This window comes from Bradyrhizobium sp. Leaf396 (genome assembly GCF_001424605.1).
In the GTDB taxonomy this organism is placed as follows: Bacteria; Pseudomonadota; Alphaproteobacteria; order Rhizobiales; family Xanthobacteraceae; genus Bradyrhizobium; species Bradyrhizobium japonicum_C.
The window spans coordinates 23,925-48,155 of record NZ_LMQJ01000007.1; the positions used below are offsets into that span (position 1 = coordinate 23,925).

The 24,231-nt window shown below is 64.8% G+C and carries 27 protein-coding genes; 17 read left to right on the forward strand and 10 right to left on the reverse strand.

The genetic code is table 11. The features are described from left to right. Window positions 1-12: 12 nt before the first annotated feature. The 7 genes from sciP to ASG57_RS08865 all read left to right on the forward strand — a co-directional run bounded on the left by sciP (window position 13) and on the right by ASG57_RS08865 (window position 6,973). Window positions 13-288 carry a CtrA inhibitor SciP gene (gene sciP, locus ASG57_RS08835; RefSeq protein WP_002714638.1) on the forward strand — a complete coding sequence of 92 codons (276 nt, stop codon included), beginning with the start codon at window positions 13-15 and terminating at the stop codon, window positions 286-288. A gap of 179 nt (window positions 289-467) precedes the next feature. Continuing rightward, the gene (gene fliF / locus ASG57_RS08840) at window positions 468-2,081 is read left to right on the forward strand and encodes a flagellar basal-body MS-ring/collar protein FliF (RefSeq protein WP_024337745.1); all 1,614 of its coding nucleotides are present in this window, start codon (window positions 468-470) and stop codon (window positions 2,079-2,081) included. A gap of 18 nt (window positions 2,082-2,099) precedes the next feature. Further along, window positions 2,100-3,194, forward strand: coding sequence for a flagellar motor switch protein FliG (gene fliG / locus ASG57_RS08845; RefSeq protein ID WP_024337744.1), 1,095 nt, complete (start codon window positions 2,100-2,102; stop codon window positions 3,192-3,194). Then, window positions 3,194-3,817: a FliH/SctL family protein gene (locus ASG57_RS08850; protein ID WP_057196097.1), complete on the forward strand. Its 624-nt coding sequence runs from the start codon at window positions 3,194-3,196 to the stop codon at window positions 3,815-3,817. Before fliG ends, ASG57_RS08850 begins: the two co-directional genes overlap by 1 nt. Window positions 3,818-3,820: 3 nt before the next feature. After that, on the forward strand, window positions 3,821-4,171 hold the full coding sequence (gene fliN / locus ASG57_RS08855) for a flagellar motor switch protein FliN (protein WP_024337742.1): 351 nt from the start codon (window positions 3,821-3,823) through the stop codon (window positions 4,169-4,171). Between the two features lie 49 nt (window positions 4,172-4,220). Further along, complete coding sequence (flbD, locus tag ASG57_RS08860; RefSeq protein WP_024337741.1) at window positions 4,221-5,606, forward strand: sigma-54-dependent transcriptional regulator FlbD; 1,386 nt, start codon at window positions 4,221-4,223, stop codon at window positions 5,604-5,606. A 218-nt stretch (window positions 5,607-5,824) separates the two neighbouring features. Beyond that, on the forward strand, window positions 5,825-6,973 hold the full coding sequence (locus ASG57_RS08865) for a M20 family metallopeptidase (protein ID WP_057196098.1): 1,149 nt from the start codon (window positions 5,825-5,827) through the stop codon (window positions 6,971-6,973). A gap of 60 nt (window positions 6,974-7,033) precedes the next feature. On the opposite strand, the gene ASG57_RS38585 is transcribed toward ASG57_RS08865, so the two are convergent. Together ASG57_RS38585 and ASG57_RS08875 are read right to left on the reverse strand one after the other, a co-directional pair. Continuing rightward, entirely contained in the window at window positions 7,034-7,189 is a 156-nt protein-coding gene (locus ASG57_RS38585) for a hypothetical protein (protein ID WP_024337739.1), read from the reverse strand. 383 nt (window positions 7,190-7,572) lie between these two features. Continuing rightward, window positions 7,573-8,739, reverse strand: coding sequence for a cytochrome P450 (locus ASG57_RS08875; protein ID WP_057196100.1), 1,167 nt, complete (start codon window positions 8,737-8,739; stop codon window positions 7,573-7,575). A gap of 214 nt (window positions 8,740-8,953) precedes the next feature. Between ASG57_RS08875 and ASG57_RS08880 the strand changes: the two genes are divergently transcribed. After that, on the forward strand, window positions 8,954-9,301 hold the full coding sequence (locus tag ASG57_RS08880; protein ID WP_024337736.1) for a response regulator: 348 nt from the start codon (window positions 8,954-8,956) through the stop codon (window positions 9,299-9,301). Window positions 9,302-9,414: 113 nt separating this feature from the next. Here ASG57_RS08880 and ASG57_RS08885 read toward each other — a convergent pair whose 3' ends face one another. Further along, complete coding sequence (locus ASG57_RS08885) at window positions 9,415-9,678, reverse strand: DUF2934 domain-containing protein (RefSeq protein ID WP_024337735.1); 264 nt, start codon at window positions 9,676-9,678, stop codon at window positions 9,415-9,417. Window positions 9,679-9,690: 12 nt separating this feature from the next. Further along, window positions 9,691-10,035 (reverse strand): hypothetical protein, encoded by a 345-nt coding sequence (locus ASG57_RS08890; protein ID WP_156402625.1) that lies wholly within the window; start codon window positions 10,033-10,035, stop codon window positions 9,691-9,693. Between the two features lie 305 nt (window positions 10,036-10,340). Between ASG57_RS08890 and ASG57_RS37605 the strand changes: the two genes are divergently transcribed. Beyond that, entirely contained in the window at window positions 10,341-10,508 is a 168-nt protein-coding gene (locus tag ASG57_RS37605) for a hypothetical protein (protein WP_155248274.1), read from the forward strand. 61 nt (window positions 10,509-10,569) lie between these two features. Beyond that, window positions 10,570-10,776, forward strand: a complete 207-nt coding sequence (locus ASG57_RS08895; protein ID WP_024337733.1) for a hypothetical protein — start codon at window positions 10,570-10,572, stop codon at window positions 10,774-10,776. Window positions 10,777-11,087: 311 nt separating this feature from the next. Here ASG57_RS08895 and ASG57_RS08900 read toward each other — a convergent pair whose 3' ends face one another. Both ASG57_RS08900 and ASG57_RS39070 read right to left on the reverse strand, forming a co-directional pair. Next, window positions 11,088-11,837, reverse strand: a complete 750-nt coding sequence (locus ASG57_RS08900) for a helix-turn-helix transcriptional regulator (RefSeq protein ID WP_422866953.1) — start codon at window positions 11,835-11,837, stop codon at window positions 11,088-11,090. A gap of 134 nt (window positions 11,838-11,971) precedes the next feature. Then, the gene (locus ASG57_RS39070; protein WP_230646630.1) at window positions 11,972-12,346 is read right to left on the reverse strand and encodes a hypothetical protein; all 375 of its coding nucleotides are present in this window, start codon (window positions 12,344-12,346) and stop codon (window positions 11,972-11,974) included. A gap of 620 nt (window positions 12,347-12,966) precedes the next feature. Between ASG57_RS39070 and ASG57_RS08915 the strand changes: the two genes are divergently transcribed. Together ASG57_RS08915 and ASG57_RS08920 are read left to right on the forward strand one after the other, a co-directional pair. Next, window positions 12,967-14,241 (forward strand): SDR family oxidoreductase, encoded by a 1,275-nt coding sequence (locus ASG57_RS08915; RefSeq protein ID WP_024337729.1) that lies wholly within the window; start codon window positions 12,967-12,969, stop codon window positions 14,239-14,241. Then, window positions 14,241-14,720, forward strand: a complete 480-nt coding sequence (locus tag ASG57_RS08920; RefSeq protein ID WP_057196102.1) for a DUF2269 family protein — start codon at window positions 14,241-14,243, stop codon at window positions 14,718-14,720. The genes ASG57_RS08915 and ASG57_RS08920 overlap by 1 nt, the downstream gene beginning before the upstream one ends. A gap of 59 nt (window positions 14,721-14,779) precedes the next feature. Here ASG57_RS08920 and ASG57_RS08925 read toward each other — a convergent pair whose 3' ends face one another. The 4 genes from ASG57_RS08925 to ASG57_RS08940 form a co-directional block, all read right to left on the reverse strand. Further along, window positions 14,780-15,580 carry a DsbA family protein gene (locus tag ASG57_RS08925; protein WP_035697743.1) on the reverse strand — a complete coding sequence of 267 codons (801 nt, stop codon included), beginning with the start codon at window positions 15,578-15,580 and terminating at the stop codon, window positions 14,780-14,782. A gap of 40 nt (window positions 15,581-15,620) precedes the next feature. After that, window positions 15,621-17,813, reverse strand: a complete 2,193-nt coding sequence (locus ASG57_RS38590) for a hypothetical protein (protein ID WP_200948538.1) — start codon at window positions 17,811-17,813, stop codon at window positions 15,621-15,623. A gap of 5 nt (window positions 17,814-17,818) precedes the next feature. Beyond that, a complete protein-coding gene (locus tag ASG57_RS08935) occupies window positions 17,819-18,289 on the reverse strand; it encodes a DUF3617 domain-containing protein (protein WP_024337725.1) in 471 nt (156 codons plus the stop codon). Window positions 18,290-18,444: 155 nt separating this feature from the next. Beyond that, a complete protein-coding gene (locus tag ASG57_RS08940; protein ID WP_024337724.1) occupies window positions 18,445-19,638 on the reverse strand; it encodes an LLM class flavin-dependent oxidoreductase in 1,194 nt (397 codons plus the stop codon). Window positions 19,639-19,872: 234 nt separating this feature from the next. On the opposite strand from ASG57_RS08940, the gene napE reads away from it, so the two are divergent. From napE to ASG57_RS08965, 5 genes are read left to right on the forward strand one after another with little or no spacing between them, the layout of a single operon-like run. Next, the gene (napE, locus tag ASG57_RS08945; RefSeq protein WP_024337723.1) at window positions 19,873-20,058 is read left to right on the forward strand and encodes a periplasmic nitrate reductase, NapE protein; all 186 of its coding nucleotides are present in this window, start codon (window positions 19,873-19,875) and stop codon (window positions 20,056-20,058) included. Window positions 20,059-20,084: 26 nt separating this feature from the next. Next, window positions 20,085-20,399 carry a chaperone NapD gene (locus ASG57_RS08950; protein ID WP_057196104.1) on the forward strand — a complete coding sequence of 105 codons (315 nt, stop codon included), beginning with the start codon at window positions 20,085-20,087 and terminating at the stop codon, window positions 20,397-20,399. 16 nt (window positions 20,400-20,415) lie between these two features. Beyond that, entirely contained in the window at window positions 20,416-22,929 is a 2,514-nt protein-coding gene (napA, locus tag ASG57_RS08955; protein ID WP_024337721.1) for a nitrate reductase catalytic subunit NapA, read from the forward strand. After that, window positions 22,926-23,396 (forward strand): nitrate reductase cytochrome c-type subunit, encoded by a 471-nt coding sequence (locus tag ASG57_RS08960; RefSeq protein ID WP_024337720.1) that lies wholly within the window; start codon window positions 22,926-22,928, stop codon window positions 23,394-23,396. The genes napA and ASG57_RS08960 overlap by 4 nt, the downstream gene beginning before the upstream one ends. Further along, window positions 23,393-24,046: a NapC/NirT family cytochrome c gene (locus ASG57_RS08965; RefSeq protein ID WP_024337719.1), complete on the forward strand. Its 654-nt coding sequence runs from the start codon at window positions 23,393-23,395 to the stop codon at window positions 24,044-24,046. The genes ASG57_RS08960 and ASG57_RS08965 overlap by 4 nt, the downstream gene beginning before the upstream one ends. Window positions 24,047-24,231: the final 185 nt, after the last annotated feature.

The following is a 24,231-nucleotide window of genomic DNA, read 5'->3' on the forward strand; positions in this document are numbered from 1 at the left end:
TGTGAGTACGCCATGACAGAACCCCATCGCCCGAGGGTAAAATACGTCATCGGGCCGGACGGTAGTCCGTTGACGATCGCGGATCTGCCTGCACCCGGCACCAAACGCTGGGTCATCCGCCGCAAGGCCGAAGTCGTCGCCGCTGTCCGTGGTGGACTTCTCTCCCTCGAGGAGGCCTGCAGCCGTTATACCCTGACGGTCGACGAATTCCTCTCCTGGCAGTTTTCCATCGACCAGCACGGTCTGGCGGGTCTTCGCACCACCCGCATCCAGCAATATCGCCAGTAAGCGATCCGGAATCTGCTGCTTTTGACGAAAATCGGCCTCGCTTTGCGAGGCCGATTTTTTTCATGATGCACTTTTGTCCGACCTCTTAATCTTCGTTAACCATATCGAAACCATCACCTAGGCAATAATTGCCCAGTCGGCCTTTCCAGTGAAAGCGGCCGAATCTGTGGGGCGGTTGCTTGCAAGGGCTTGCGGACTTTCTGAAGAGTATCGGCGCCGCCCGGTTCGGGGCGATGATCGCGGTCACCGCCGCGCTCATCGGCTTCTTCGCCTTCGTCATCATGCGCGTCACCACGCCGCAGATGACGACGCTGTTCACGGACCTGTCCGTCGAGGATTCCTCCAGCATCATCAAGGACCTGGAACGCCAAGGCATCCAGTTCGAGATCCGCAACGAGGGCTCCATCATCATGGTGCCCAAGGACAAGGTCACGCGCCTCAGGATGAAGCTCGCCGAGGGCGGGCTGCCCAAGGGCGGCGGCGTCGGCTACGAGGTGTTCGACAAGTCGGACGCGCTCGGCACTACCTCCTTCGTCCAGAACATCAATCACCTCCGCGCGCTGGAGGGCGAGCTCGCCCGCACCATCCGCGCCATCGACCGCATCCAGGCCGCCCGCGTCCATCTCGTGCTGCCCGAGCGCCCGCTATTCGCGCGCGAGGCGCCGGAGCCTTCGGCCTCGATCGTGGTGCGCGTCCGCGGCTCGCTGGAAGCCCAGCAGATCCGGGCCGTCCGCCATCTCGTCGCCTCCGCCGTCAACGGGTTGAAGCCACAGCGGGTCTCGATCGTCGACGAGGCCGGCCAGCTGCTCGCGGACGGCGCGGCGACCGATCCGGAGCAGGCGGTCGGCGACGAACGCCGCATCTCCTTCGAAAAGCGCATGCGCAAGCAGGTCGAGGACATCGTGTCCTCCGTCGTCGGCTCCGGCCGCGCCCGCGTGCAGCTCTCCGCCGATTTCGACTTCAACAAGGTCACCCAGACCTCGGACAAGTTCGACCCCGAAGGCCGCGTGCTACGCTCGAGCCAGACCCGCGAAGAGCAGAGCATGACCGCCGACAACAACGGCCAGGTCACCGTCAATAACGAGCTGCCCGGCAACCAGCAGAACAACGGCGTCGCGCCCAAGGACCAGAGCAAGAAGACCGAAGAGACGAACAACTACGAGATCTCCCGCACCACCAAGACCGAGGTGACCGAAGCCGGCCGGGTCAACCGCATCTCGGTCGCGGTGCTGGTCGACGGCATCTACACCAAGAACGACAAGGGCGAGCTGGCCTATCAGGACCGCACCAAGGAGCAGCTCGACCGCATCGCCGCCCTGGTGCGTTCGGCCATCGGCTTCGACCAGAAGCGCGGCGACCAGGTCGAGGTCGTCAACCTGCGCTTCGCCGACGCCCCCTCCACTGCACCGATCGGCGAACCCGGCGGCCTTCTTGGCATGCTGCAGTTCACCAAGGACGACGTCATGTACTTCGTCGAACTCGGGGTGATGATGCTGCTCGGCCTGGTCGTGCTGTTCCTGGTGATCCGGCCGCTGGTCAAGCGCATCCTCGCCTCGGACGAGGTCGCCGCCGCCATCTCCGGCGTGCTGACGGGCCCCGCCGCTTCGGAAGAGGCCGCGCCGGCGGCGGGCCAGCCGCTGCTGCCGAGCGGCGCCGCCAGCGCGATCGACGTCGCCACGGTTCAGGGCCAGGTCCACGCCCAGTCTGTTCATCGCGTCGGCGAACTGGCCGAGCGCAACCCCAACGAGACCGTCGCCATCGTCCGCCAGTGGCTGAGCGAATCCGCAAAGTGATACGAGAAGTGAACTGACATGGCCGCCTCCCTGCAAAACGCCAATTCCAACGACATCACCAGCGTGATCTCCACGCTCGGCCAGCGCGCCGGCAGCCGTGCAGGCGGGCCCAGGACCGAAGGGCTGACCGGACCGAAGCGTGCCGCGATCCTGATGCTGGCGCTCGGCGAGCAATATGGCGGCAAGATCTGGAGCCTGCTCGACGACGACGAGGTGCGCCAGCTCTCGCTGGAGATGTCGACGCTCGGCACCGTCGAGGTCGAAACCGTCGAGGACATGCTGCTCGAATTCGTCTCGCGCATGTCGGCGTCGGGCGCGCTGATGGGCAATTTCGACGCCACCGAGCGCCTGCTCCAGCAATACCTGCCGCCGGAGCGCGTCAACGGCATCATGGACGAGATCCGCGGCCCGGCGGGCCGTAACATGTGGGAGAAGCTCTCCAACGTGCAGGAGGAGGTTCTCGCCAACTATCTCAAGAACGAATACCCGCAGACCATCGCGGTGGTGCTGTCGAAGCTGAAGTCGGAGCACGCCGCCCGCGTTCTCAGCATCCTGCCCGAGGAGCTCGCGCTCGACGTCGTCAACCGCATGCTGAAGATGGAGGCGGTGCAAAAGGAGGTGATCGAGAGCGTGGAGAAGACGCTGCGCACCGAGTTCATGTCCAACCTGTCACAGACCCGCCGCCGCGATGCCCACGAGGTCATGGCCGAAATCTTCAACAATTTCGATCGACAGACCGAAACCCGCTTCATCACCTCGCTGGAAGAGGACAATCGTGAATCGGCCGAGCGCATCAAGGCGCTGATGTTCACCTTCGACGACCTCGTGAAGCTCGATTCCGGCTCCGCCCAGACCCTGATGCGCAACGTCGACAAGGACAAGCTCGGCGTCGCGCTCAAGAGCGCCAACGAGGACGTCCGCAACTTCTTCTTCGGCAACATGTCCTCGCGCGCGGCCAAGATGCTCCAGGACGACATGGCGGCGATGGGTCCGGTGCGCCTGCGCGACGTCGACGAGGCCCAGGCGCTTCTGGTCAACCTCGCCAAGGACCTCGCCGCCAAGGGCGAGATCATGCTGACCAAGAACCGCGCCGACGACGAGCTGGTGTACTGATGGCCGCTCCGGCAAAATTCCTGTTCGATACCGATTTCGCGGCTCCCGAGCGGACGACGCGTGAGAAGGCGGCGACTGCGGCCGAGATCGCCCAGAAGGTCGCCGAAGCCGAAGCGCGCGCCTATCAGGAAGGCTTTGCCGCCGGCCAACGCGAGGCCAAGGCCGAGAGCGACCGCCGCGTCGCGCTCGCCATGGAGGAGATCAACATCGGAATCCGGGGCCTCGCCTCCGGCATCTCCAACATCGAGACCAAGATGGAGACCGAGGCGGTCGAGGTCGCCGTCGCGGTGGCGCGCAAATTGTGCGCCGATCTGGTCGCAGCCGAGCCGCTCGGCGAGGTCATCGCGCTGGTCAAGGACTGCTTCTCGCATCTGGTCGCGACACCGCATCTCGTCGTCCGCATCAACGATGCGCTCTACGACGCCGCGCGCGAGAAGATCGAGCGGCTCGCCAAGCAGAGCGGCTTCGAGGGCCGGCTGGTGATCCTGGCCGAGCCGGAAATTGCCAGCGGCGACTGCCGGATCGAATGGGCCGATGGCGGCGTCGTGCTGGAGCGCGGCGCCATCATGGCCAAGATCGATGAAATGGTCGGACGCTATATCGCGTCCCGCAGGGGGAATTAAGCCATGAGCGATACCGAGGGACAGGTCCCGCTGCCCGATCTCAACGGCCCGATGCCCCCTGGAGGCACCGACGTTGGCTACAACGAGGACGAATATGCGGCACGCGCCGCCGCCGACCTCGAAGCGGTATTCGACGTGCCGGTACAGGTCTCGGCCGTGCTCGGCCGCTCCAAGATGGACGTCGGCGAGCTCCTCAAGCTCGGACCGGGCACCGTGCTCGAACTCGACCGGCGCGTCGGCGAGGCCATCGACATCTACGTCAACAACAAGCTGGTCGCTCGCGGCGAGGTCGTCCTGGTCGAGGACAAGCTCGGCGTGACCATGACGGAAATCATCAAGGCCGAGCGCGGCTAGCACAAGGACATGACGCGCGGCAGCGCGAGCAGACGGACAGGAGACTGACATGCGGCTTCTCATCGTTGGCACATTGAAGGGCCAGCTCACCACCGCCACCAAGATCGCGATGGAGAACGGCGCCACCGTGACCCATGCCGAAGATCACGAGCAGGCGATGCGCGTGCTGCGCGGCGGCAAGGGAGCCGACCTCCTGCTGGTCGACGTCGCCCTCGACATCCGCGACCTCGTGCTGCGGCTGGAGGCCGAGCACATCCACGCCCCGATCGTCGCCTGCGGCATCACCAACGATGCCCGCGCCGCGGTTGCCGCGATCCATGCCGGCGCCAAGGAATACATCCCGCTGCCGCCGGATCCGGAGCTGATCGCGGCGGTGCTCGCCGCCGTCGCCAACGATTCCCGCGAGCTGGTCTATCGCGACGAAGCGATGGCAAAGGTAATCAAGCTCGCCCAGCAAATCGCGGGGTCGGACGCCTCGGTGATGATCACCGGCGAATCCGGAACCGGCAAGGAAGTGCTGGCCCGCTACGTCCACACCCGCTCGGCGCGCGCCAAGCGTCCGTTCATCTCGATCAACTGCGCCGCGATCCCCGAGCACCTCCTGGAATCCGAGCTGTTCGGCCACGAGAAGGGCGCTTTCACCGGCGCGGTCGCGCGGCGCATCGGCAAGTTCGAGGAGGCCACCGGCGGCACGCTGCTGCTCGACGAAATCTCGGAGATGGACGTCCGCCTGCAATCCAAGCTCCTGCGCGCCATCCAGGAGCGGGTGATCGACCGCGTCGGCGGCACCAGGCCGGTGCCGGTGGACATCCGCATCATCGCGACGTCGAATCGCAACCTGGCCGAGGCCGTGCGCGAGGGCACGTTCCGCGAGGACCTCCTGTTCCGCCTCAACGTGGTGAACCTGAAGATCCCGCCGCTGCGCGAGCGCCCCGCCGACATCCTGGAGCTCGCCCAGCATTTCGTGAAGAAGTACGCCGAGGCCAATGGCGTGCCGCTGCGCCCGATCTCGGCGGAAGCCCGCCGGGTGCTCACCGCCAACCGCTGGCAGGGCAACGTCCGCGAGCTTGAAAACACCATGCACCGCGCGGTGCTGATGGCGCAGGGCGACGAGATCGGTCCTGATGCCATCATCACGCCGGACGGCGACCGCCTGGACCTCGCCAAGACGCCCCCGGCCGTGGCGCATGCCACCATGGCCGCCGAGCAGGTGACGCGCGCGCTCGTGGGCCGCACCGTGGCCGATGTGGAACGCGACCTCATCCTGGAGACGCTGAAGCACTGCCTCGGCAATCGCACCCATGCCGCGAACATCCTCGGCATTTCGATCCGCACCTTGCGCAACAAGCTCAACGAATATGCCGACGGCGGCATCCCGATCCCGCCTGCGGGCACGCCGGGTGAGTATCCGCGGATGCCGATGGTGGGGGCGTAGAGGCGCCCACGACCATCGAAAGATGTGAATGCCCGGGCTGGTCCCGGGCATCTTGTTTTGGCGACGAGACAACCACGGGCGCAACCCCCTCGGTGTCGCGGTAGGGGTTCCCGCGTTCGCGGGGACGACCCTGGTCGGCATGGCGGCACCGCATCCGGCGACTAGGTCGCACCTGCGTCAGGCCATATAACGCTGCGTGAGAACACACGAGGGACCGCATGTCTGAAGCTCAAGTAACGAACTGGCTGGCGTCGCAGCGGCAAGCGATGATCGATCTCTTGCGCGATGTCGTGAACATCGATTCCGGGTCCTACGACAAGGAAGGCGTCGATGCGGTCGGTGCGCGGTTCGAGCGGCATTTCGCCGAGCACGGCATTCCGTGCCGGCGCGAGAGCCACGACACCTTCGGCGATGCGATCCATGCCGAGGTCGCAAAGCCCGGCAGCAACGAAAAGCCGGTGCTGTTGATGGGGCACCGCGACACCGTGTTCGGCAAGGGCGAGGCCGGGCGCCGTCCGTTCACGATCCGGGATGGCCGCGCCTATGGACCGGGTGTCGCCGACATGAAGTCCGGCCTCGTCATGAACGTGTTCGTGGCCACCGCCTTCCACAAGTTCGGCGGCAATCCGCATCCAATCAAGGTGCTGATCACCTCGGACGAGGAGATCGGCTCACCCTCCTCGCGGCCCGTGATCGAGCGCGAGGGGCGCGCCGCGCGCGCCGTTTTCAATTCCGAGCCGGGACGTCCGACCGGCAACGTCGTCACGGGACGCAAGGGCGGCATCTTCATGCACATGGCCATCACCGGCAAGGCCGCGCATTCCGGCGCCAAGTTCGCCGCTGGCGTCAGCGCGATCGGCGAGCTCGCCCACAAGATCGTGCAGATCCATGCGCTGACAGATCTCGACAAGGGCATCACGCTCAATGTCGGCCTCGTCTCGGGCGGCCAGTCCGTCAACACCACCGCGCCCTATGCCGAGGGCCAGATTGACCTGCGCTACGTCGATCCGGCGGATCGCGCGAAGGTGATGGCTGCGATCGAAACAATCGTCGCGACGTCCTACCTGCCGGGCACCAGCGCAACGCTCACGATCAAGGGCGAGTTCGTGCCGGTGGTGCAGAGCGCAGAGTCGAAGGCGCTGTTCGAGAATTACCAGGCTGCCGCAAGAGATGTCGGCCTCACCACGCTCCAGGGCGAGTTCTCCGGCGGCTGCGCAGATTCCGGTTTCACTGCCGCCGTGGGAACACCGACCATCTGCGGCCTTGGCCCGGTCGGCGGTCTCGCGCATACGCCGGAGGAATATCTCGAGGTCGAGAGCATCGTGCCACGCGCGCAGGCGCTGGCGCTGGCGATCCTGCGGGGGTAGTCGCGGCACACCCCGCCGTCATGCCCGGGCTTGCCCGGCCATGACGAGGAGAGAGTGCCGTCACGAATAGCTCGGCGCGTCGGGCTTGCGGAAGATGTGGATGGGGTCGCCCGGCACGATCGGCGAGCCTGAGAACATCGCATAGGCATAGAGCGCGAGATAGGCGATCGCGATCGCGCCGATGGCGTAGAAGGCCCAGGTCGCGACGCGCTTCATCGTTTCGCTCCATTGCCGTTCGGCGGGAAGGCTCGGGGCGCTTCTAGAGCGATGATGGGAAAAAGGCCAGCCTTTCGCCAACCCGCGCGGCGATCAAATGCCGCGGCAGGCTGCGTGCGGGAACGCCGACATCTGCAATCCTGGCAGCGTCTACGTCCTGGTTCACCGCCACGTCCTGGCCGCGCCAGCAGGCCGGCGCCGCAGTCGCGTCGAACGTGACAAGCGCCGGCCCGAACCAAGAACGCGAAAACAACCCCATGCACAGTAGCCAAGGTCTTGCCAGGAAATGCTTATTCGAATTTTGCGAATGTCGCTTTGACCTGTCGGGCAAAACAGTGGCAGAATGTCACCATGCCGCGGAAGGGATGGCAGGCCCTCGGCAGCTAGTGCCGCCATGTCACCGGCAGATTCTGCAGCCCGCGGAAGGCCCAGCCGCCGATTCGCACCGGCTCGTCGTCAGCGATCTCGATCCGGCTGGAGCGCGCGAACACCGTCGGCAGCGCGACGTCCGCAATCATGGCGCGGGAGGCAAACGCGCCGGCGCAGAAATGCGGGCCCGCGCCGAAGGCGACGCTCTTGGAGGTGTCGCGACGCACGTCGAACGCATCGGCGCGCTCGAAATGCTTCTCGTCGCGATTGGCGGAGCCGAACATCAGGAAGACGCGCTCATCCAGCTCGAACGAGACGTCGCGGATGATCCAGGGCTTTGCGATCCGCCGGGGCGACATGCCGATCGGCGAGATCCAGCGGGCATATTCCTCGAAGGCCTGCAGCCAGGACACTTCACCGCGCAGGACGAGATCGAGCTGCTCGGGATGGGTAAGCAGCGCCCAGACCGTGCCGGCGATCGCCTTGCGCGGCTCGTTCTGCCCGCCCGAGATCGCGAGCTTCACATTGGCGCGCACGCTCTCCATCGGCATGCCGGAGGCCAGGAGGACGCCGAGGATGCTCTGGTCGGGATGTTTGCGCATCACAGGCAGGATGTCGTCGATCGCGGCATCGATGCCTGATGTCGCCGCATGGCAGCGCGCCTCGACTTCGGGGTCGCCGGCATAATTGGCGATGCCCTCGATCATGCCTTGCGACCACGCGTCGATGTCCTGGTAGCCGATGTTGGTGAGGCCCGTAATCGACTTCAGGCATTCGCCGGAGAACGGCAGCGCGAAGTCGCGCATGAAGTCGATGCGCCCGGGCTCGAGGTGATCCAGGATGCGATCCGCGTGGGCCTGGAACTGCGCGGTCCAGTGCGCCTTCACCGTCTTCGGCGACACCGTCGGAAACATCGCGCGGCGCTCGACCAGATGCGCCTCGCCGTCCTTGCGCATCATGTTGTGGCCCATCAGCCGGTTCATCAGGCCTGCGGGCTGGTGCGAGGAGAACACATCGATCTGCTTCTCCGAGATCGAGATGTCGTCGCGGCTCGTCAGCAGTGTCGATCCGAGCTGCGGCACGAAGGCGATCGGCGCCTCCTTGCGCATCCTGGCGAGCATCGGATAAGGATCGGCCCAGAATGCGGCGGGATCGATGTCGATGCGCGGCGCGGTGCTCAAGCTTCGCTCCCTTGCTGTGTTGCGTCGAGACTAGCGCCTTCCGGAGCCGCCGTCTGTCCCCAGCAATTGGGACAGGCGTCCCAAGGCTGTCGGCGAGGCGCCTGCAGCACCTCGCGGGGAACGGCCGGAACATATCGGCGTTTGATCAAGATGCCTCACCATCTCTCAGCCTGGCGAGCCCAGATAAAGAGAACCTGCCGGCCGGGAGATTGATTTGCAAATTCTGGTAGTCGAAGACGAAGATCTGATTCGCGACGTGGTCGTGGACATTCTGGAGAGCCAGGGCCACGAAGTTCTCCAGGCCGAGAGCGGGGAGCGCGCGCTACAGCTCTGCGCCGAAGTCACTCCGGACCTGATTTTCACCGACGTAAAGCTGCCGGGGCCGCTTTCCGGATGGGACGTCGCCATAAGATGCCGGGAGAGCCATCCCGGCATTCCCGTCATCTACTCAACGGGACACACCCACTCCGCTCCGCGACCGGTGTCAGGAAGCATCATGCTCCACAAGCCCTACCGTCTCGAGCGACTTCTGGAGTCTATCCAGACGCTGACAGGCCGGTAGCTCGCCGCCGTCACTTTGGATTGCCCACAATCAGCGGCCGGTACGGCCGCTGTAGGCCGGGCAAGCCCAGCTCCGAAGCCGGGCGAGCGGCGTTCGGCTGCAGTCGGGGAGCCTCAGTCTGGATCGGCCATCTCGCCCGGAATGTGCTGCTCGCCCTGGTCGGTGAGCGTTGGAAACTCGCCCTGGTTCGCCCAGGCTTCCACCGGCTCGACGGTGTCACTTATGACGGGTCTCTGCATCGCCGGTTTGGCGTCTTCGAATGCGATGGCCATGCGCGCGAGCTCCCAATGGACGTCTGCTTTTCCCTCCGGTTGGCCTTCGTCGCACCACATGCGATGCGCGCGGTCACGTATTCTCTGTTCCAGATCGTCGGTCATGATGCCCGCACCTCAGATGATCTTTGGCATCGAATCGGCTCGGTCAAACACCGGCTCCTCCAGGTCGAGGCTCTCCTCTTCGTCCTCTGCTGCAGCACGCACCGCTTCTTCTGTCTCACTCAGTCCGTCGGTGGTCTCGTTCGCTCCCATACCGGGCTGGGGCTGCCCGGTTACATCGCTCCTCGGCCGAGCCCCGACCGGCTGGTTGACGTCAGCAACGGATGGAGACGCCGGATCGGCGCCGAGATCGTCTTCTCGGCCCGCGATGCCGGGCAGAAGCACTTGATCAGATCCCCGCACTTGTGCCGTGTTGGCGTATTGCGGTTCCATTGAATTGTTGTGTTCGTCGCGAGCCAACGATGCGCTCCTATCTTTCATGTGTCATCGCTCTGTCGTGTATTAGCGCTCTGCCGTTCTCATCGTTCCTATGGCCACGCGAGTGGCGGAGATGCCTGGGCCGCTCGGCGAGGCGCCCTCCACTCGGGAGTCAGCCACCCTTACACGCGGCATCTTCTGAACCGCACGTGTTCAAGGGCGTGCCTCGCCTGCAGCGGGCCACAGCTGCGGCGCCGCCCAGGTAAGGTTGATCGGTGAGGTTAATTCAAGCCGGCGTTTGCCCATCGCGGCCGTCCTGGGTACTCGTGAGACAAGCAGGGAATGACATGCTCGACAGGACCGACCAGCACGCGCTGCTGAAGGCCGATCGCCGCAACGCTAGCGGCTATGCCCTCGCGTTGGCATTTTTCGGCGCCGTGGGCATCGTCATGACAGCCTGGATTGCCGCAATCGTTTGGGTCAGCTGGCACCTGATCGCGTGGATATTTCAGTAGGAAGTGCGCCGGTCACACCATGAGTGAGTTTGAAGGGCTTTCCGACCATTTCATCTTGCGAATGTACGAGTTCATCCGCAACGAGGTGCAAGCCGACGCGTTGGCCGGCACCCGGCTGGTCGGCCTGCCTGCCAGGCGTCGCGCAGATCATCTTTTCAGGGAAATCGAGCGTCGCGGGCTTTTCTGCAGGCCGATCGAATGGCCCGAGCATTTGGCTGACAGCTCGTGCGAGCCGGCCGACTGGTCGCTTCAGAGGATCGCGAACTGATTGCTTTCGGCTCGTCTCGCGCAATTGTGCGCGACAAGACAGCGCGCCGGGCAACATCGATTCACGAGACGCAAAGCATCGGACCGAACACCATCGCACAAGCGTTCACACGTGAACATGCGCCGACATGGAACCAGCCTAACCTCGCGGCCTCGGCTGGATTCGCCTCCGTGCCGAAGCGTTCGCGGCCTCAGCTCATAACTCTGGGTTGAGGCCGCCTCCTTTCCTCCCAAGTCGACAACCGGCCCCCTGAGCGGGCGCGCGCCCACTGCACAGGGACAAGAAGACATCGCGGAGCTCAGGTTCACGCCTCAGTTCAGCCGAGGGGCGAGCAGGCGAAGCACGATCGCAAACAGCTCGCTCTGCGAGGAGATGCCGAGCCTCTCATAAGCGCGCTTGCGGTAGGTCAGGGTCGAATGCAGGCTGATGCCGAGCTCGTTGGAGATCGCCTCGGAGCTGAAGCCTTCGAGGATGCGGCGACAGACATCCCGCTCGCGCGGCGTAAGACCGGCGAGTGGAGCGCAGGTGGCGAACATTTCGGCGAGAGAGCGCTCGGGTGCTGCGCTATGCTGAAAATGCCGCGCAACACTCGCAGCGATCGCCGGCGCCATCGTCTCGAGCCGCTCGCGCTGCGCAGCGCTGAAGCGCCCCTGCGCTGCGATGCGGTAAAAATTGACATAGAAGCAGGTACCGCTGACCCAGATCGCGGTCGCGCATTTGTCGACGATGCCGGAATCCTGGAAGAAGATCTTCCGGTAGCGCGCGCCGTACATGCGCGGCGCAAACGCCGGAAGCATGATCGGCGCATTGCCCTCGCCTTCGAACAGGGCATCGCGGTTGGGATCGAATTCATGGAACTGTCCGGCATAGGCCGCGCCGAGATCGCCGCCGATCGCGATGCTGCCTGCGTCGAGCATGCAGCTCGCCGCACCGGCCCGGCTCAGCGCGAACACCATGCAATGGCCGACGCCGGCCTGCCGGCGCAGCGTGTCGATCAGGACTTTCGGGAAATCAGGGCGACCGATGGCCAGCACCGCGGGCGCGACGTCCCCTTCCGCCAACCCCGAGCATGAGCCTCTCCCGCGCGACCGCATCGCTTCCTCCTTCAGCTTTGCCGCGCATTCTAGCAACAACTGCCAAGCGCCGGAAGCCGGTGGCGTTACGACAGCAAGCGAGGGATCGGAAGCCTTCTCGATCAGCGGGGCGAGCTCGGGCCGCGAATCCAGCTTTCAAGTGCGACGGCAGCTTCCGCCTCGCGGGCCTTTTGCAGCAGGAGATCGCGATCGTGTCCCGGCGCCATCCCTTGTGCCCTGGATTTGGCGAGGGTGGCGGACGCAAGCAGGCGTTCGGTCAAGCTCTGCGTTTGTTTGACCCGTCGGCGTTTCTTGGTTCGGTCTTGCATGATCACGTTCTCACTAGGAATTTGTTCTGTCCGATGCGGTGGCCCATTCGATCGACGATGAAGCGGCCGAGCGACATGCGCCCGCACTGCCTTTTCATACTTGCCAAGGTCGGCGCAGACCTCGTCGAGGACCAGGCGCAGCATTGCCGTTGTTTGCCGATTGAACATGGCCCCTCTCGGGATGGCTCATCACCCTGTACCGGGACAGCCCCGCTCGGACATTTACATTGTTAAAGACGGCTTCGATGTCTGCCTCGACGCCGTCTTTTTCGGTGCACCGGCGCAAGCACAGGAAGCGCGTCAGAACTCATCGGCCCGTGCGAGGCAGCGTGCACTCAGCAGGTCAATCCAGCAGCCGCGCCAAGCTCCAGCTCCAGCGGGTCGCGCTCGCCGCGCCGAGTGAGATAGAGCAGGTTGAGCGCGACCTGGCGCCGGTTGCGAGGTGTGCGCATTCGGCTTGGAAGCGAGTCAACGACCAGATCGTAGGTCGCTCCGAGCAACGACAGTTCTTCGGGTGAAAGAACATTCGGTCCGAGCATTTCGATAATGTCCGCTCTTCTGTGTGATGCCTCATCAATCACACGACCGGGACGCGAGGCGTTATCATTTGAGATCTTTGCGGTTTATTTTTCCCTGCGCCTCGCTCGGCGGGAGATCGTCGTCCAGGGTGGACACGGTGCCCCGGGTTCCGCGGCGAGGAACGATTGCATCGGGCCCGCTTTGTCGTCGCATCCTCATTCCGGCCGGCCCTTTGTCGCTACCCAGGTTGCTATTGGAGGCACGAGGCAATGCGCATTCTTCTCGTCGGGGGAACGGGACTTATCGGGTCGGCAATCCACGCCAAGCTGTCAGCGGAGGGGCACGATTGCATCCTGGTGTCGCGTCATCCGGCGGCAGCGCGCGATCGACGCCACATCACGCTCGACATCACCCAGGCCACCGATCCGTCCAAATGGAAGGGGCTTCTCTCCGGCGTCGATGCCGTGATCAATGCGGCCGGTGCGCTGCAGGGTCAGGACATGCAAGGCGTTCATGTCGCCGGCAGCGCGGCGCTCTACGCGGCCTGTGAAAGCGCGGGTGTCCGCCGGGTGATCCTGTTCTCGGCGATCGGCAGCAATGTCGATGCTCCGAGCGCGTTTTCGCGCAGCAAGCGCGATGGCGAAGCCGCCTTGATGGCGCGGGATCTCGACTGGGTCGTGCTGCGTCCTTCCGTCGTGGTGGGCCGGCCCGCCTATGGCGGCAGCGCGCTGCTGCGAGGTCTTGCGGCGCTCCCGGTTCTGCCGGTCATGCCCGAGACGGCAGCCATTCAACCGGTGCATCTGGACGATGTCGTCGAGACGGTGCTGTTCTTCCTGCAACCCGGCGCTCCCTCCCGTATCGCGCTCGATCTTGCCGGCCCACGGCAGATCGCCTTCAGCGACGCCGTCGCGCTGTTTCGCGCCTGGCTGCGCTGGAGGCCGGCCTACCGCCTGCACCTGCCGTCCTGGCTGGCCTCGGCCGCCTACCGCGCGGGTGACGTCGCGCAGGTGCTGGGCTGGCGAACGCCCATCAACGCCACCGCACAGGCAGAAATGCGGCGCGGCGCGGCGGGCGATCCCGAGCCCTGGCGCCAGATGACCGGTTTGAGGCCGCGCGATCTCGAGGTCGCGCTCGCACGCGAACCCGCCTCGGTGCAGGAACGCTGGTTTGCGCGCCTCTATGCGCTCAAGCCGCTGATCTTCGGCGTCTTCGGCCTGTTCTGGATCGCCACGGGCATCATTTCGCTGAGCGCCGGGTGGAACATCGGCATGTCGTTGCTGCGGGAAGGCGGGCTGCAGGAGAACGCCGCGGCGCTCACCGTCACTGCAGGCGCGCTAGCCGACATCGCTATCGGCCTCGCCATTCTCTGGCGACCTCTGAGCCGCTACGGGTTGTGGGCGGCATTGATCATTTCGCTCAGCTATGCCGTGATCGGCACGGCGCTGGTGCCGCGGCTGTGGGCCGATCCGTTGGGACCGATGCTGAAGATCTGGCCGGTGATCATGCTCAACCTGGTCGCCATGGCGATCCGGGAGGATCGCTGATGCTCTACTTCCTGGTGAAGATGGCGCACATCATCGGCGCTGCGGTCCTGCTCGGCACCGGGGCCGGCATCGCCTTCTTCATGCTCGTCGCGCATCTGCGCGGCGATCCGCGCGAAATCGCGGGCGTCGCTCGGACAGTGGTGCTGGCCGACTTCCTGTTCACCGCGAGTGCGGTGATCCTGCAGCCGATCACCGGCACATGGCTCGCCTGGTCGAGCGGGTACTCCCTCGGCGACGGTTGGATTGCGGCCTCGATCGCACTGTATCTCGTGACCGGCGCCTTCTGGCTGCCGGTGGTGTGGATGCAGATGCAGATGCGCGATCTCGCCGTCGCGGCGGTCGCGAGCAACAGCGAATTGCCGGCCCGGTATCACCAGCTCTTCCGATTGTGGTTCGCATTCGGCTTCCCGGCCTTTGCAGCCGTGCTGATCATCTTCTGGCTCATGATCGCACGCCCGGCGATTCCATACTGGGATTGATCGGCGCGTGTCTTCACAGGTGCCGACGGATCTCAGACAGCGGCGCAGGGCCCCCGCGCCTATCTCGATCGCTCCGCCGCGATCTTTTCCTTCAGGCCTGCCGCGCCGATGGCGCCTGCAACGACCGTGTCGCCGATGACATAAGCGGGCGTGCCTTTGATGCCGACCGCCCGGGCGAGCGCGGCGTTCTCCTCCAAGGTCAGCCGGACTTCCTCGCTCGAGAGGTCCCGCTCCAGCCGCGCCATGTCGAGCCCTTCCTCGCGGGCAGCGGCGAGCGCGCTCGCACGGTCCGCCGGGCCGCGGCCGCCGAGCAGCCGGCGGTGGAACGCGAGGTACTTCTCCCCGGTCCGATCCTGCATCCGGACCGCGACTGCGACGCCTGCTGCCTCGGTCGAGGCAGCACCGAGGATTGGAAGCTCCTTGAGCACGATGCGCAGGTCTCGATCTTCCTGCAGCAGGACCAACGTGTCGGACAGAGCGCGCCGGCAATAGCCGCAATTGTAGTCGAAGAATTCCACCAGCGTCACCCGGCCATCGGGCTTGCCCAGCACCACCTGGCGCGGCGAATTGAACAGCGCCGCCGCGTTGCCGTCGATCGCTGCCTTTCGATCCGCCGGCGCAGGGCGCGCCGCCGCGGGCGCCCGTTTGGTGATCAGCTCGGTCAGCGCGTCCCGCAGGATTTCGGGATGGTCCTTCAGATAGTCCTTGACGATGCGCTGCACGTCCTCGGGGTGCGCATCGAGATAGTCCTTCACGACGGCCTCGATTTCTGCACGCGTCGTTTCGGCCGCCGCAGGCGCACCGAACAGGGCTGCACAGAGGACGGGCCACACGGCCAACATCCGTTTCCATCGCGTCATGACGGTTCCTACCTCTCGTCGCTGCATCAACGGACTCCTGCTAGTTCCGGGGAGCGGCCGCCCCTGGCCTCAGTCGCATCGGTGCTTCGCGCACAGGCGCTGGCCGACGCACTCCCGCAGGAGGAGCAGGCCTTGCAGCCGGAGGAGCAAACCTCGGTCCCGGAGGCGCAACCCTCGGCGGCGCAGGCAAGCGGATACAGGCGGTCCCGGCAGCGTTCGGCACCAGACCTGGCCGGCATCGAAGCGGCGGTCGGGCGGTCCGCCCGGGCAACATCGGAACGATCGCGGGCCCGGTGGGCCGACCGGCGGCAATGCAGACATTGCGCTCCGCATTGGCAACGCTCCCTCCCGGGCAGCGCATGCAGGCCGCCGGATTCTTGGGGTCATTGATGTAGTTCGGGCCCAAGGTCGAGCAGTCTTTCAGCGGCAGATGCTGAAGGCTCGGCGCAACACACTTGCCGCCCTCCAGACGCTGCCCTGTCGGACAGATGCATGCGTTCTTGGCTGCATTGAGCGTTGCCCCGGCAGGGCACGCGCAGGCACCGGATGCCGCGTCGAAATGCGCCCCGGCCGGGCAGGCACAGGCGAAGACCGTGCCTGGAGCTCCCGGCAACGGGACCTTGGTGGCTCCTTTTGCACAGACGCACACCTCGCCCTGCAGCACCTGGTTCTCGCCGCAACCGCAATGACCCGGCACGACCTGCATGCCGCCCTGGCCCGGCGACGGGCCGGTCACACTCTTCTTTTCGGTCGGAATGTAGATCTGGGTCGGCGGGCAGCTCTTGCAGGCGTGCGGATTGTCCGGGTCCTGGTAGGAACCGGGCGCACAGTTGAGATCGAAGCACCGGGTCGCGCCGGCCTTCGAGTACGTACCGTCCGGGCACGGCAGACAGACGCCCTTGCTGCTGTCGGGGCTCTCATAACTTGGGGCGGTGTTGTCCGGGCAGGTCTGGCATTGCGTGGCGGTCGGATCGGACATTTGGTCCTTGCCGAGCATCAGCCCGCCCATGATCTGCCCCGGTGCGCAGGCCGGAATGCAGGACTTGTGATCGGCGGACACCTTCTGACCGAACGCGCAGGCCTCGCACTGACCGCAGCTGCCGGAGAAATAGACCGACTTGCTGTTGGACGGGCAGGCAACGCATTTGCCCTTCTCGAAGATCTCACCTGCCGCGTTGTTGCAGGGTGGGTTGCAGGTGAGCTTGTTCGCGCTTGGCTGGGTACAGAGTGGACAGGCCTCGCACCGTCCCTCCGTCAGAACGCCGCCCTGCACCTTGAAGGGCACGTATCTCTCGGTGGCGCCGCAGGCTTTGCAGCCTCCGGCATAGTCCGATTGCGTGCCGAACGGGCATTGACAGAAGCCGCCGGAATAGACGAACGGCGCGTTGCACGAGAATGTGCAGGACTCCAAGACCTTCATCTTGGCATCGGAATAGCCGGGGAGATAGAGCCAGAAGGCATCCTCTGAATAGCCCGACTTGCAGGCGCATTCCCCGTTGTTGCCGACCGTCGCATTGGCGATGCTCTCGCAAGGCACGCAATTGCCGTTCCTGTCGGACTGTTGCCCAGAGGGACAGGAGTAATTGTAGTTCGCCTCGACGTAATCGCTGTCCTCGCAACCGAGTGAAAGATGCTTGCAGGTCCAAGCCTCGATCGCGTCAAACGCCCTCGCGGCGGGGTTGCCCGGCAAGCAGTCGTAGTGAACCGTGAAACCCGCGATCACGATCGGCTCGCATCCGACGGCTTCCGCCACGTCATTGACGCACTGCCCGAAGCTGGACTCGTTGGCAATGTTGAGGTCCTTGGTCTTGCACGCGCAGCGCACGAACTGCAAAGCGTCCGAAATATAGCTGGCGTATTGGGACAGATCGGCCATGTCCTGTTGCGACAGGAACGGCGCGAGCTTGGCCATGAGGTCCTCGACCTTGGCGGGTATGTCGACGCAAATCGGGCTGACGTCCACGCCCTGCTTGACGTCGAAGGTGAGCGCGGCGGCCAGCACGGCGACCGCGTAGCATTCGTACTGGTTCTTGCAGACGGGCTCGCACTCGATCGTCGTCGCCACCGCCTGCTTGAAGGCGGCCACCATATCTTCGAAATTGCAGCCGGCGCGGACCGGCGATGCGGACAGCAGCACCGTCAAGGCGAACAGGATCGGGAGCATCCAAGTCCGGAGGCGCCGGCCCACACCGGGCAGCGATCGCAAGCGGCAAGCCAGGACAGCACGATTCATGGCGCTCATCGCGGACACTCGCCCTTGTGTTGAGCCTCGGTGGTCGTCACGATCGTGACGGTCTTGCTGCCGGTGGTGACACGCGTCGTGGTGACCGTCACGTAATGCCGGGGATTGTCGAAGCGGGCGGTGAACTCTCTCTCGGCGCTGGTGCCGCCAGTGCACAGCAGCCGCCACGTCATCAGGTTCTTGTCGTTCTTCGCATCGGAAAGCTTGCAGCTCTCCTGGCTGGGCGACGATCCCAAAGCCGTCTTGAAGCCGGTGCCGATATCGAGAGCGGACGCTGTGCGCGCGGCACGCGCCTGGTCCGCGGTGACGCATCTTCCGGACCGCGGCCGCGTCGTCCCGACGCCGTCGCGCTCGATCCTGGTCGTGAGCTGCCAGAGGCCCGGCTCCATTTCGACCGCCGCCGCATGGGAAACGGGCAGCACATCAATCAAGATGCTCGCCAGAATGAGCATGAAGCCTTTGTGCACGAGATGGCTCCCTCCAAGGGCACGACCATCGACGTGCCAGCCGAACGCATTTGTGCGGCCGGCCTCGCGAACTTGCGTTGCGTTAGATCAAACAAAAGCATGTCGCGTCGCTGAGTTCGCGCGCGCCGGCTCGGAAACAAGGGCTATGGGTGCTTCTACCCCGCGCGGGCCACGTTGATCGCGAGCCTGCCGTAGCGGTCGGTGAAGGCCTGCGTGTCGATCTCTTCGAGCTGGATCTCGCCGCTCATCACGCCTCGTTTCCATTCGGCCTGGGCGGGATCGTTCTGGAACTCGGGCATCACCTCGCGGCCGAACAGCTCGAGCGATTCACAGATGTGCTCGTGGCTGTTCTTGCCGGCCTGGTTGAGCAGGATGACCTGGTCGATATGCGAAGACTGGAAGCGCTTCAGCTTCCTGCGGATGGTCTCGGGCGAGCCGATCAGGCCGCCGCGCAAGGCCGCCTCCTGCGCCTCCGGATTGTCGCGCTTCCACTTGTTGTACTCGTCCCACATGTTGACGGTGTAGGGTGCGGGACGCTGGCGGTTCTGCGCGGCGCCGTAGAAGCGGAGCGCGAACTGGAAGAAGGTGGCGCCGTCGGCGCGGGCGCGCGCCTCCTCGTCCGTCTTGGCGCACATGAAGAACGAGACCAGCGCCATGTTCGGATTGATCTCGTAATCGGCGAGCTTGTGCAGCCGCTTGGTCATCGCATTGTAGTAAGCGTGCACCCAGGCGTGCGCGGCGTCGGCGCTGACGAACTGGAAGCCGAGCGCGCCGAAGCCGTGGCGGCCGGCGCGTTCGATGGTCGGCAGCTGCGAGCAGGCCATCCACAGCGGCGGATGCGGCTTCTGCACCGGCTTCGGCACGACGTTGCGCAAGGGGATGTCGAAATACTTGCCGTGATGCTCGCTGCCGGCATCCTTGAACATCGGGAAGATCGCAGCTACGGCCTCCTCGAACACCTCCTTCTTGGTCTCCATGTCGCGGCCGAAAGGCTCCAGCTCCGTGATGGACGCGCTCTCGCCCATGCCGAACTCGCAGCGGCCGTTCGAGAGCAGATCGAGCACCGCGACGCGCTCGGCGACGCGCGCCGGATGGTTGGTGGTGAGCTGAAGGATACCGTGGCCGAGCCTGATGTTCCTGGTGCGCTGGCTGGCCGCCGCCAGGAAAGACTCCGGCGAGGGCGAGTGCGAATATTCTTCGAGGAAGTGATGCTCGACCACCCAGGCATGGTCATAGCCGAGCTTGTCGGCAAGCTCCATCTGCGAGAGCGCGTTCTGGTAGAGCCGGAGCTCATCGCCCGCCACCCAGGGCCGTGGCAATTGCAGTTCATAGAAAATGCCGAACTTCATGGCGTCGCTCTCCCGCTTATTGTTGTTGACGGCATCTTAATGCGTGAAGCGGTGCTGTCTACGCATTCGCAATTCCGCCCCATGGGAGACGATCCATCCTTCGGCGCAGGAAGACGCAGCCGACTGACGATTGATCCAAATCAACGCGCTGTCGGTTAGACAGCATCTAAACTGCAGCAAGGCAACGGCCCGGATGCCGTCCACTCCCCAACATCCTTATCTGTGAGACCGAATATGTCGGCCCCTGACGACGCGATGTCGCGCGTGCGCCGTAAGCGCATGGAGATTTTCGCCTTCCTGTTCCTGACCGCGATCGTGATGCCTGTGCTCGCGGTTGGAACCGTCGGCACTTACGGCCTTGGCGTCTGGATCTACCAGATGATGGCCGGCCCTCCGGGCCCGCCGCCCTCCCCTCGTTGATCCCCAACCAGCGAAAGACAGGCATCATGGCTCACGCCACGCTCAATCGCCGCGCCCTGATCACCGGCCGGGTGCTCAGCGCCGACCGCGTCATCGCGCCGCCAGGCGCCGAGATCACCAGCATCATCGTGCAGGCGCGGCCCGAGCGGCTCGCCGATGTCGAAGCCGAGATCACGGCGCTGCCCGGGTGCGAGATCCATGGGCGGGACCCCCGCGGCAAGCTCGTCATCGTCACCGAAGCGCCCGACTCCGGCAGCCTCGGCACATTGCTCAACACCATCCAGTCGCTGCAACACGTCTATTCCGCGGTGCTGGTTTTCCACGCCATCGAAACCGCCTGAGTCAGGAAGAGCCATCATGACATCGCCAAAGCTCGACCGCCGCCAGATGCTGAAGCTCGAGGCCGCCGCGATCGCCGCGGCCGCCGCAGGCATGCCGGCTCCGGCGCTCGCCGCCAACCTCGTTGCCGAGCGCAACGCAAGCGAAATGAAATGGGACAAGGCCGCCTGCCGCTTCTGCGGCACCGGCTGCTCCGTGATGGTCGCCACCAAGGATAACCGTGTCGTCGCCACGCACGGCGACACCAAGGCCGAGGTGAACCGCGGCCTGAACTGCGTCAAGGGCTACTTCCTCTCCAAGATCATGTACGGCCACGACCGCCTGACCCAGCCGATGCTGCGCAAGACGAACGGCAAGTACGACAAGAACGGCGAGTTCACGCCTGTGAGCTGGACCGAAGCCTTCGACATCATGGAACAGAAATGGAAGGAGGCGATCAAGAAGCGCGGCCCGAACGGCGTCGCCATGTTCGGCTCCGGGCAGTGGACGATCTGGGAAGGCTACGCGGCATCGAAGCTGTTCAAGGCCGGCTTCCGCACCAACAACATCGATCCGAATGCGCGGCACTGCATGGCCTCCGCAGTGGCCGGCATGATGCGCACCTTCGGCATCGACGAACCGCCCGGTTGCTATGACGACATCGAGGCCACCGACGCGTTCGTGCTGTGGGGCTCCAACATGGCGGAGATGCACCCCATTCTGTGGACGCGCCTGACCGACCGCCGGCTGTCCGCTCCGCATGTCCGCGTCGCCGTGCTCTCCACCTTCGAGCACCGCTCGTTCGACCTCGCCGACATCGGCATGGTGTTCAAGCCGCAGACCGACCTCTACATCCTCAACGCCATCGCCAATCACATCATCAAGACCGGCCGGGTCAACAAGGACTTCGTCGCCAAGCATACCGTGTTCAAGCGCGGCCAGACCGATATCGGTTACGGCCTGCGGCCCGAGCATCCGCTGCAGAAGAAGGCGACGGGTGCGGCGAAGCCCAACGACGCTACCGACATGAGCTATGACGAGTTCGTCAAGTTCGTGTCCGAGTACACGCTGGAGAAGGCCGCCGAAATGTCTGGCGTGCCGCTCAACCGCCTCACGGCACTCGCCGAGCTCTACGCCGATCCCAAGACAAAAGTGGTCTCGTTCTGGACCATGGGCTTCAACCAGCATACGCGCGGCGTCTGGTGCAACAACCTCGTCTACAACATCCATCTGTTGACCGGAAAGATCTCCGCGCCCGGAAACAGCCCGTTCTCGCTGACCGGTCAACCGTCGGCCTGCGGCACCGCGCGCGAGGTCGGCACCTTCTCGCACCGCCTGCCCGCCGACATGGTCGTGACCAACAAGGCGCACCGCGATCACGCCGAGCACATCTGGCAGCTGCCCGAGGGCACCATTCCCGACAAGAACGGCGCCCACGCCGTGCTGCAAAGCCGGATGCTGAAGGACGGCCTGATCAACGCCTATTGGGTGCAGGTCAACAACAACCTTCAGGCCGGCCCCAACATCAACGAAGAGACCTATCCGGGCTTCCGCAACCCCGACAATTTTATCGTGGTCTCGGATGCCTATCCGTCGGTGACCGCGCTTGCGGCCGACCTGATCCTGCCCACCGCGATGTGGGTGGAGAAGGAGGGAGCCTACGGCAATGCCGAGCGGCGCACCCAGTTCTGGCACCAGCTCGTCTCCGCCCCGGGCGAATCGAAGTCGGATCTCTGGCAGCTCATGGAATTCTCCAAGCGCTTCAAGATCGCGGAGGTCTGGCCGGAGGAGCTGATCGCCAAGAAGCCGGAATATCGCGGCAAGACGCTGTTCGACGTGCTCTTCAGGAACGGGCAGGTCGACAAATTCCCCGTTAGCGACATCGAGCCCGGCTACGCCAACGACGAGTCCAAGGCGTTCGGCTTCTATGTCCACAAGGGCCTGTTCGAGGAATATGCCCAGTTCGGGCGCGGCCACGGCCACGACCTCGCGCCGTTCGACACCTACCACCGCGAGCGCGGCCTGCGCTGGCCCGTCGTCAACGGCCAGGAGACGAAGTGGCGCTTTCGCGAGGGCAGCGATCCCTATGTCAAGCAGGGCACCGAGGTGCAGTTCTATGGCCACGCCGACGGCAAGGCCCGTATCTTCGCGCTGCCCTACGAGCCTCCGGCGGAATCGCCCGACAAGGAATATCCCTACTGGCTCTCCACCGGCCGTGTGCTGGAGCACTGGCATTCCGGCACAATGACGCGCCGCGTGCCCGAGCTCTACAAGGCATTCCCCGAAGCCGTCTGCTTCATGCATCCCGACGATGCCCAGGAGGCCAAGCTCCGCCGCGGGGATGAAGTAAAGGTCGTCTCCCGCCGCGGCTTCATCCGCGCCCGCGTCGAAACCCGCGGCCGCGACCGGCCGCCGCGTGGCCTCGTGTTCGTGCCGTGGTTCGACGAATCCAAGCTGATCAACAAGGTGACGCTCGACGCCACCGACCCGATCTCGCTGCAAACCGACTTCAAGAAATGCGCCGTGCGCATCGAGCGGGTGAACATGTCATGATGAAACGATCCGCAATCATCCTGCTCGCCTTCGCGATCGCAGCGGGCACGAGTTCGCTGACGGCGCAGACCGTGACGTCCGGCCTGCGCGGCCCGACCCCGCTCAACGACGAGGGCCCGGCGCCGCCGATGCTGCCGAACCGCAACACCTCCGAGAAGGAGGTCCGCAACTATCCGGAGCAGCCGCCTGTCATCCCGCACACGATCGACGGCTACCAGGTCGATCTCAACGGCAACAAATGCCTGTCCTGCCATGCGCGGGCGCGCACCGCGGAATCGCAGGCGCCGATGGTTTCGATCACGCACTTCATGGACCGCGACGGCCAGTTCCTGGCGTCGGTCTCGCCGCGACGTTTCTTTTGCACCGAGTGCCACGTGCCGCAGAGCACCGCCACTCCGCCCGTCAGCAACGACTTCATCGACATCGACACGCTGCTGTCGCGCGCCACCCCAGGTGGCCGGCGATGACGACGACCGCTGACGATCCCAATGCCGGGCTGAACGCAAGGCGCAGTTTCCTGGCGCGAAGCCGGGACTTTGCGCTCGAGCTCTGGCGGGTGCTGACCCGGCCGAGCTCGGTGTTCGCGCTCGGCACCCTGGTGCTGGCCGGTTTCGTCGCCGGCGTGATCTTCTGGGGCGGCTTCAACACCGCGCTGGAGCTCACCAACACCGAGAAGTTCTGCACCGGCTGCCACGAGATGAAGGACAACGTCTACGCGGAGCTGAAGTCGACCGTCCACTTCACCAACCGCTCCGGCGTGCGCGCGACCTGTCCGGACTGCCACGTGCCGCACAACTGGACCGACAAGATCGCACGCAAGATGCAGGCCTCGAAGGAGGTCTGGGGCAAGATCTTCGGCACGATCGACACGCGCGAGAAATTCCAGGATCACCGGCTCGAGCTCGCCGCACATGAATGGGCGCGCTTCAAGGCCAACGATTCGCTGGAATGCCGCAACTGCCACAGCGCCGATTCCATGGACGTCACCAAGCAATCGCCGCGGGCTTCGGTGGCGCACCAGCGCTTCCTGTTCACCAAGGAAAAGACCTGCATCGACTGCCACAAGGGCATCGCCCACCAGCTGCCCGACATGCGCGGCGTTCCCGGCTGGCAGTAAGCTCCGCTCCAGGCGCACCGCTCGCCGGGCGCGGCGGGCGGACAACGTCAGACATGCCGAATTCTGATAGCGAAAGTTCCCCTCGGCAGTTTCATTATACCGCCGCGTTATGCCGGGCTTAAATCGCAGGACCGATCATGTCAGGCGCGGCGTAAGCCGTCCCAGTCCTACTGCGATGGCCAGAA

What these genes read in the sequence shown, in the direction of transcription:
- ASG57_RS08940 (WP_024337724.1), bottom strand. Translation starts at nt 19,638, where the DNA reads ATGAAGTTCGGCATTTTCTATGAACTGCAATTGCCACGGCCCTGGGTG.
- ASG57_RS08850 (WP_057196097.1), top strand. Translation starts at nt 3,194, where the DNA reads ATGGCCGCTCCGGCAAAATTCCTGTTCGATACCGATTTCGCGGCTCCC.
- ASG57_RS38590 (WP_200948538.1), bottom strand. Translation starts at nt 17,813, where the DNA reads ATGAATCGTGCTGTCCTGGCTTGCCGCTTGCGATCGCTGCCCGGTGTG.
- ASG57_RS08965 (WP_024337719.1), top strand. Translation starts at nt 23,393, where the DNA reads ATGACGACGACCGCTGACGATCCCAATGCCGGGCTGAACGCAAGGCGC.
- ASG57_RS08865 (WP_057196098.1), top strand. Translation starts at nt 5,825, where the DNA reads ATGTCTGAAGCTCAAGTAACGAACTGGCTGGCGTCGCAGCGGCAAGCG.
- ASG57_RS39070 (WP_230646630.1), bottom strand. Translation starts at nt 12,346, where the DNA reads ATGTTCAATCGGCAAACAACGGCAATGCTGCGCCTGGTCCTCGACGAG.
- sciP (WP_002714638.1), top strand. Translation starts at nt 13, where the DNA reads ATGACAGAACCCCATCGCCCGAGGGTAAAATACGTCATCGGGCCGGAC.
- ASG57_RS08920 (WP_057196102.1), top strand. Translation starts at nt 14,241, where the DNA reads ATGCTCTACTTCCTGGTGAAGATGGCGCACATCATCGGCGCTGCGGTC.
- ASG57_RS08885 (WP_024337735.1), bottom strand. Translation starts at nt 9,678, where the DNA reads ATGACCGACGATCTGGAACAGAGAATACGTGACCGCGCGCATCGCATG.
- flbD (WP_024337741.1), top strand. Translation starts at nt 4,221, where the DNA reads ATGCGGCTTCTCATCGTTGGCACATTGAAGGGCCAGCTCACCACCGCC.
- ASG57_RS08915 (WP_024337729.1), top strand. Translation starts at nt 12,967, where the DNA reads ATGCGCATTCTTCTCGTCGGGGGAACGGGACTTATCGGGTCGGCAATC.
- ASG57_RS37605 (WP_155248274.1), top strand. Translation starts at nt 10,341, where the DNA reads ATGCTCGACAGGACCGACCAGCACGCGCTGCTGAAGGCCGATCGCCGC.
- fliN (WP_024337742.1), top strand. Translation starts at nt 3,821, where the DNA reads ATGAGCGATACCGAGGGACAGGTCCCGCTGCCCGATCTCAACGGCCCG.
- ASG57_RS08895 (WP_024337733.1), top strand. Translation starts at nt 10,570, where the DNA reads ATGTACGAGTTCATCCGCAACGAGGTGCAAGCCGACGCGTTGGCCGGC.
- fliG (WP_024337744.1), top strand. Translation starts at nt 2,100, where the DNA reads ATGGCCGCCTCCCTGCAAAACGCCAATTCCAACGACATCACCAGCGTG.
- napE (WP_024337723.1), top strand. Translation starts at nt 19,873, where the DNA reads ATGTCGGCCCCTGACGACGCGATGTCGCGCGTGCGCCGTAAGCGCATG.
- ASG57_RS08925 (WP_035697743.1), bottom strand. Translation starts at nt 15,580, where the DNA reads ATGACGCGATGGAAACGGATGTTGGCCGTGTGGCCCGTCCTCTGTGCA.
- napA (WP_024337721.1), top strand. Translation starts at nt 20,416, where the DNA reads ATGACATCGCCAAAGCTCGACCGCCGCCAGATGCTGAAGCTCGAGGCC.
- ASG57_RS08960 (WP_024337720.1), top strand. Translation starts at nt 22,926, where the DNA reads ATGATGAAACGATCCGCAATCATCCTGCTCGCCTTCGCGATCGCAGCG.
- ASG57_RS38585 (WP_024337739.1), bottom strand. Translation starts at nt 7,189, where the DNA reads ATGAAGCGCGTCGCGACCTGGGCCTTCTACGCCATCGGCGCGATCGCG.
- ASG57_RS08950 (WP_057196104.1), top strand. Translation starts at nt 20,085, where the DNA reads ATGGCTCACGCCACGCTCAATCGCCGCGCCCTGATCACCGGCCGGGTG.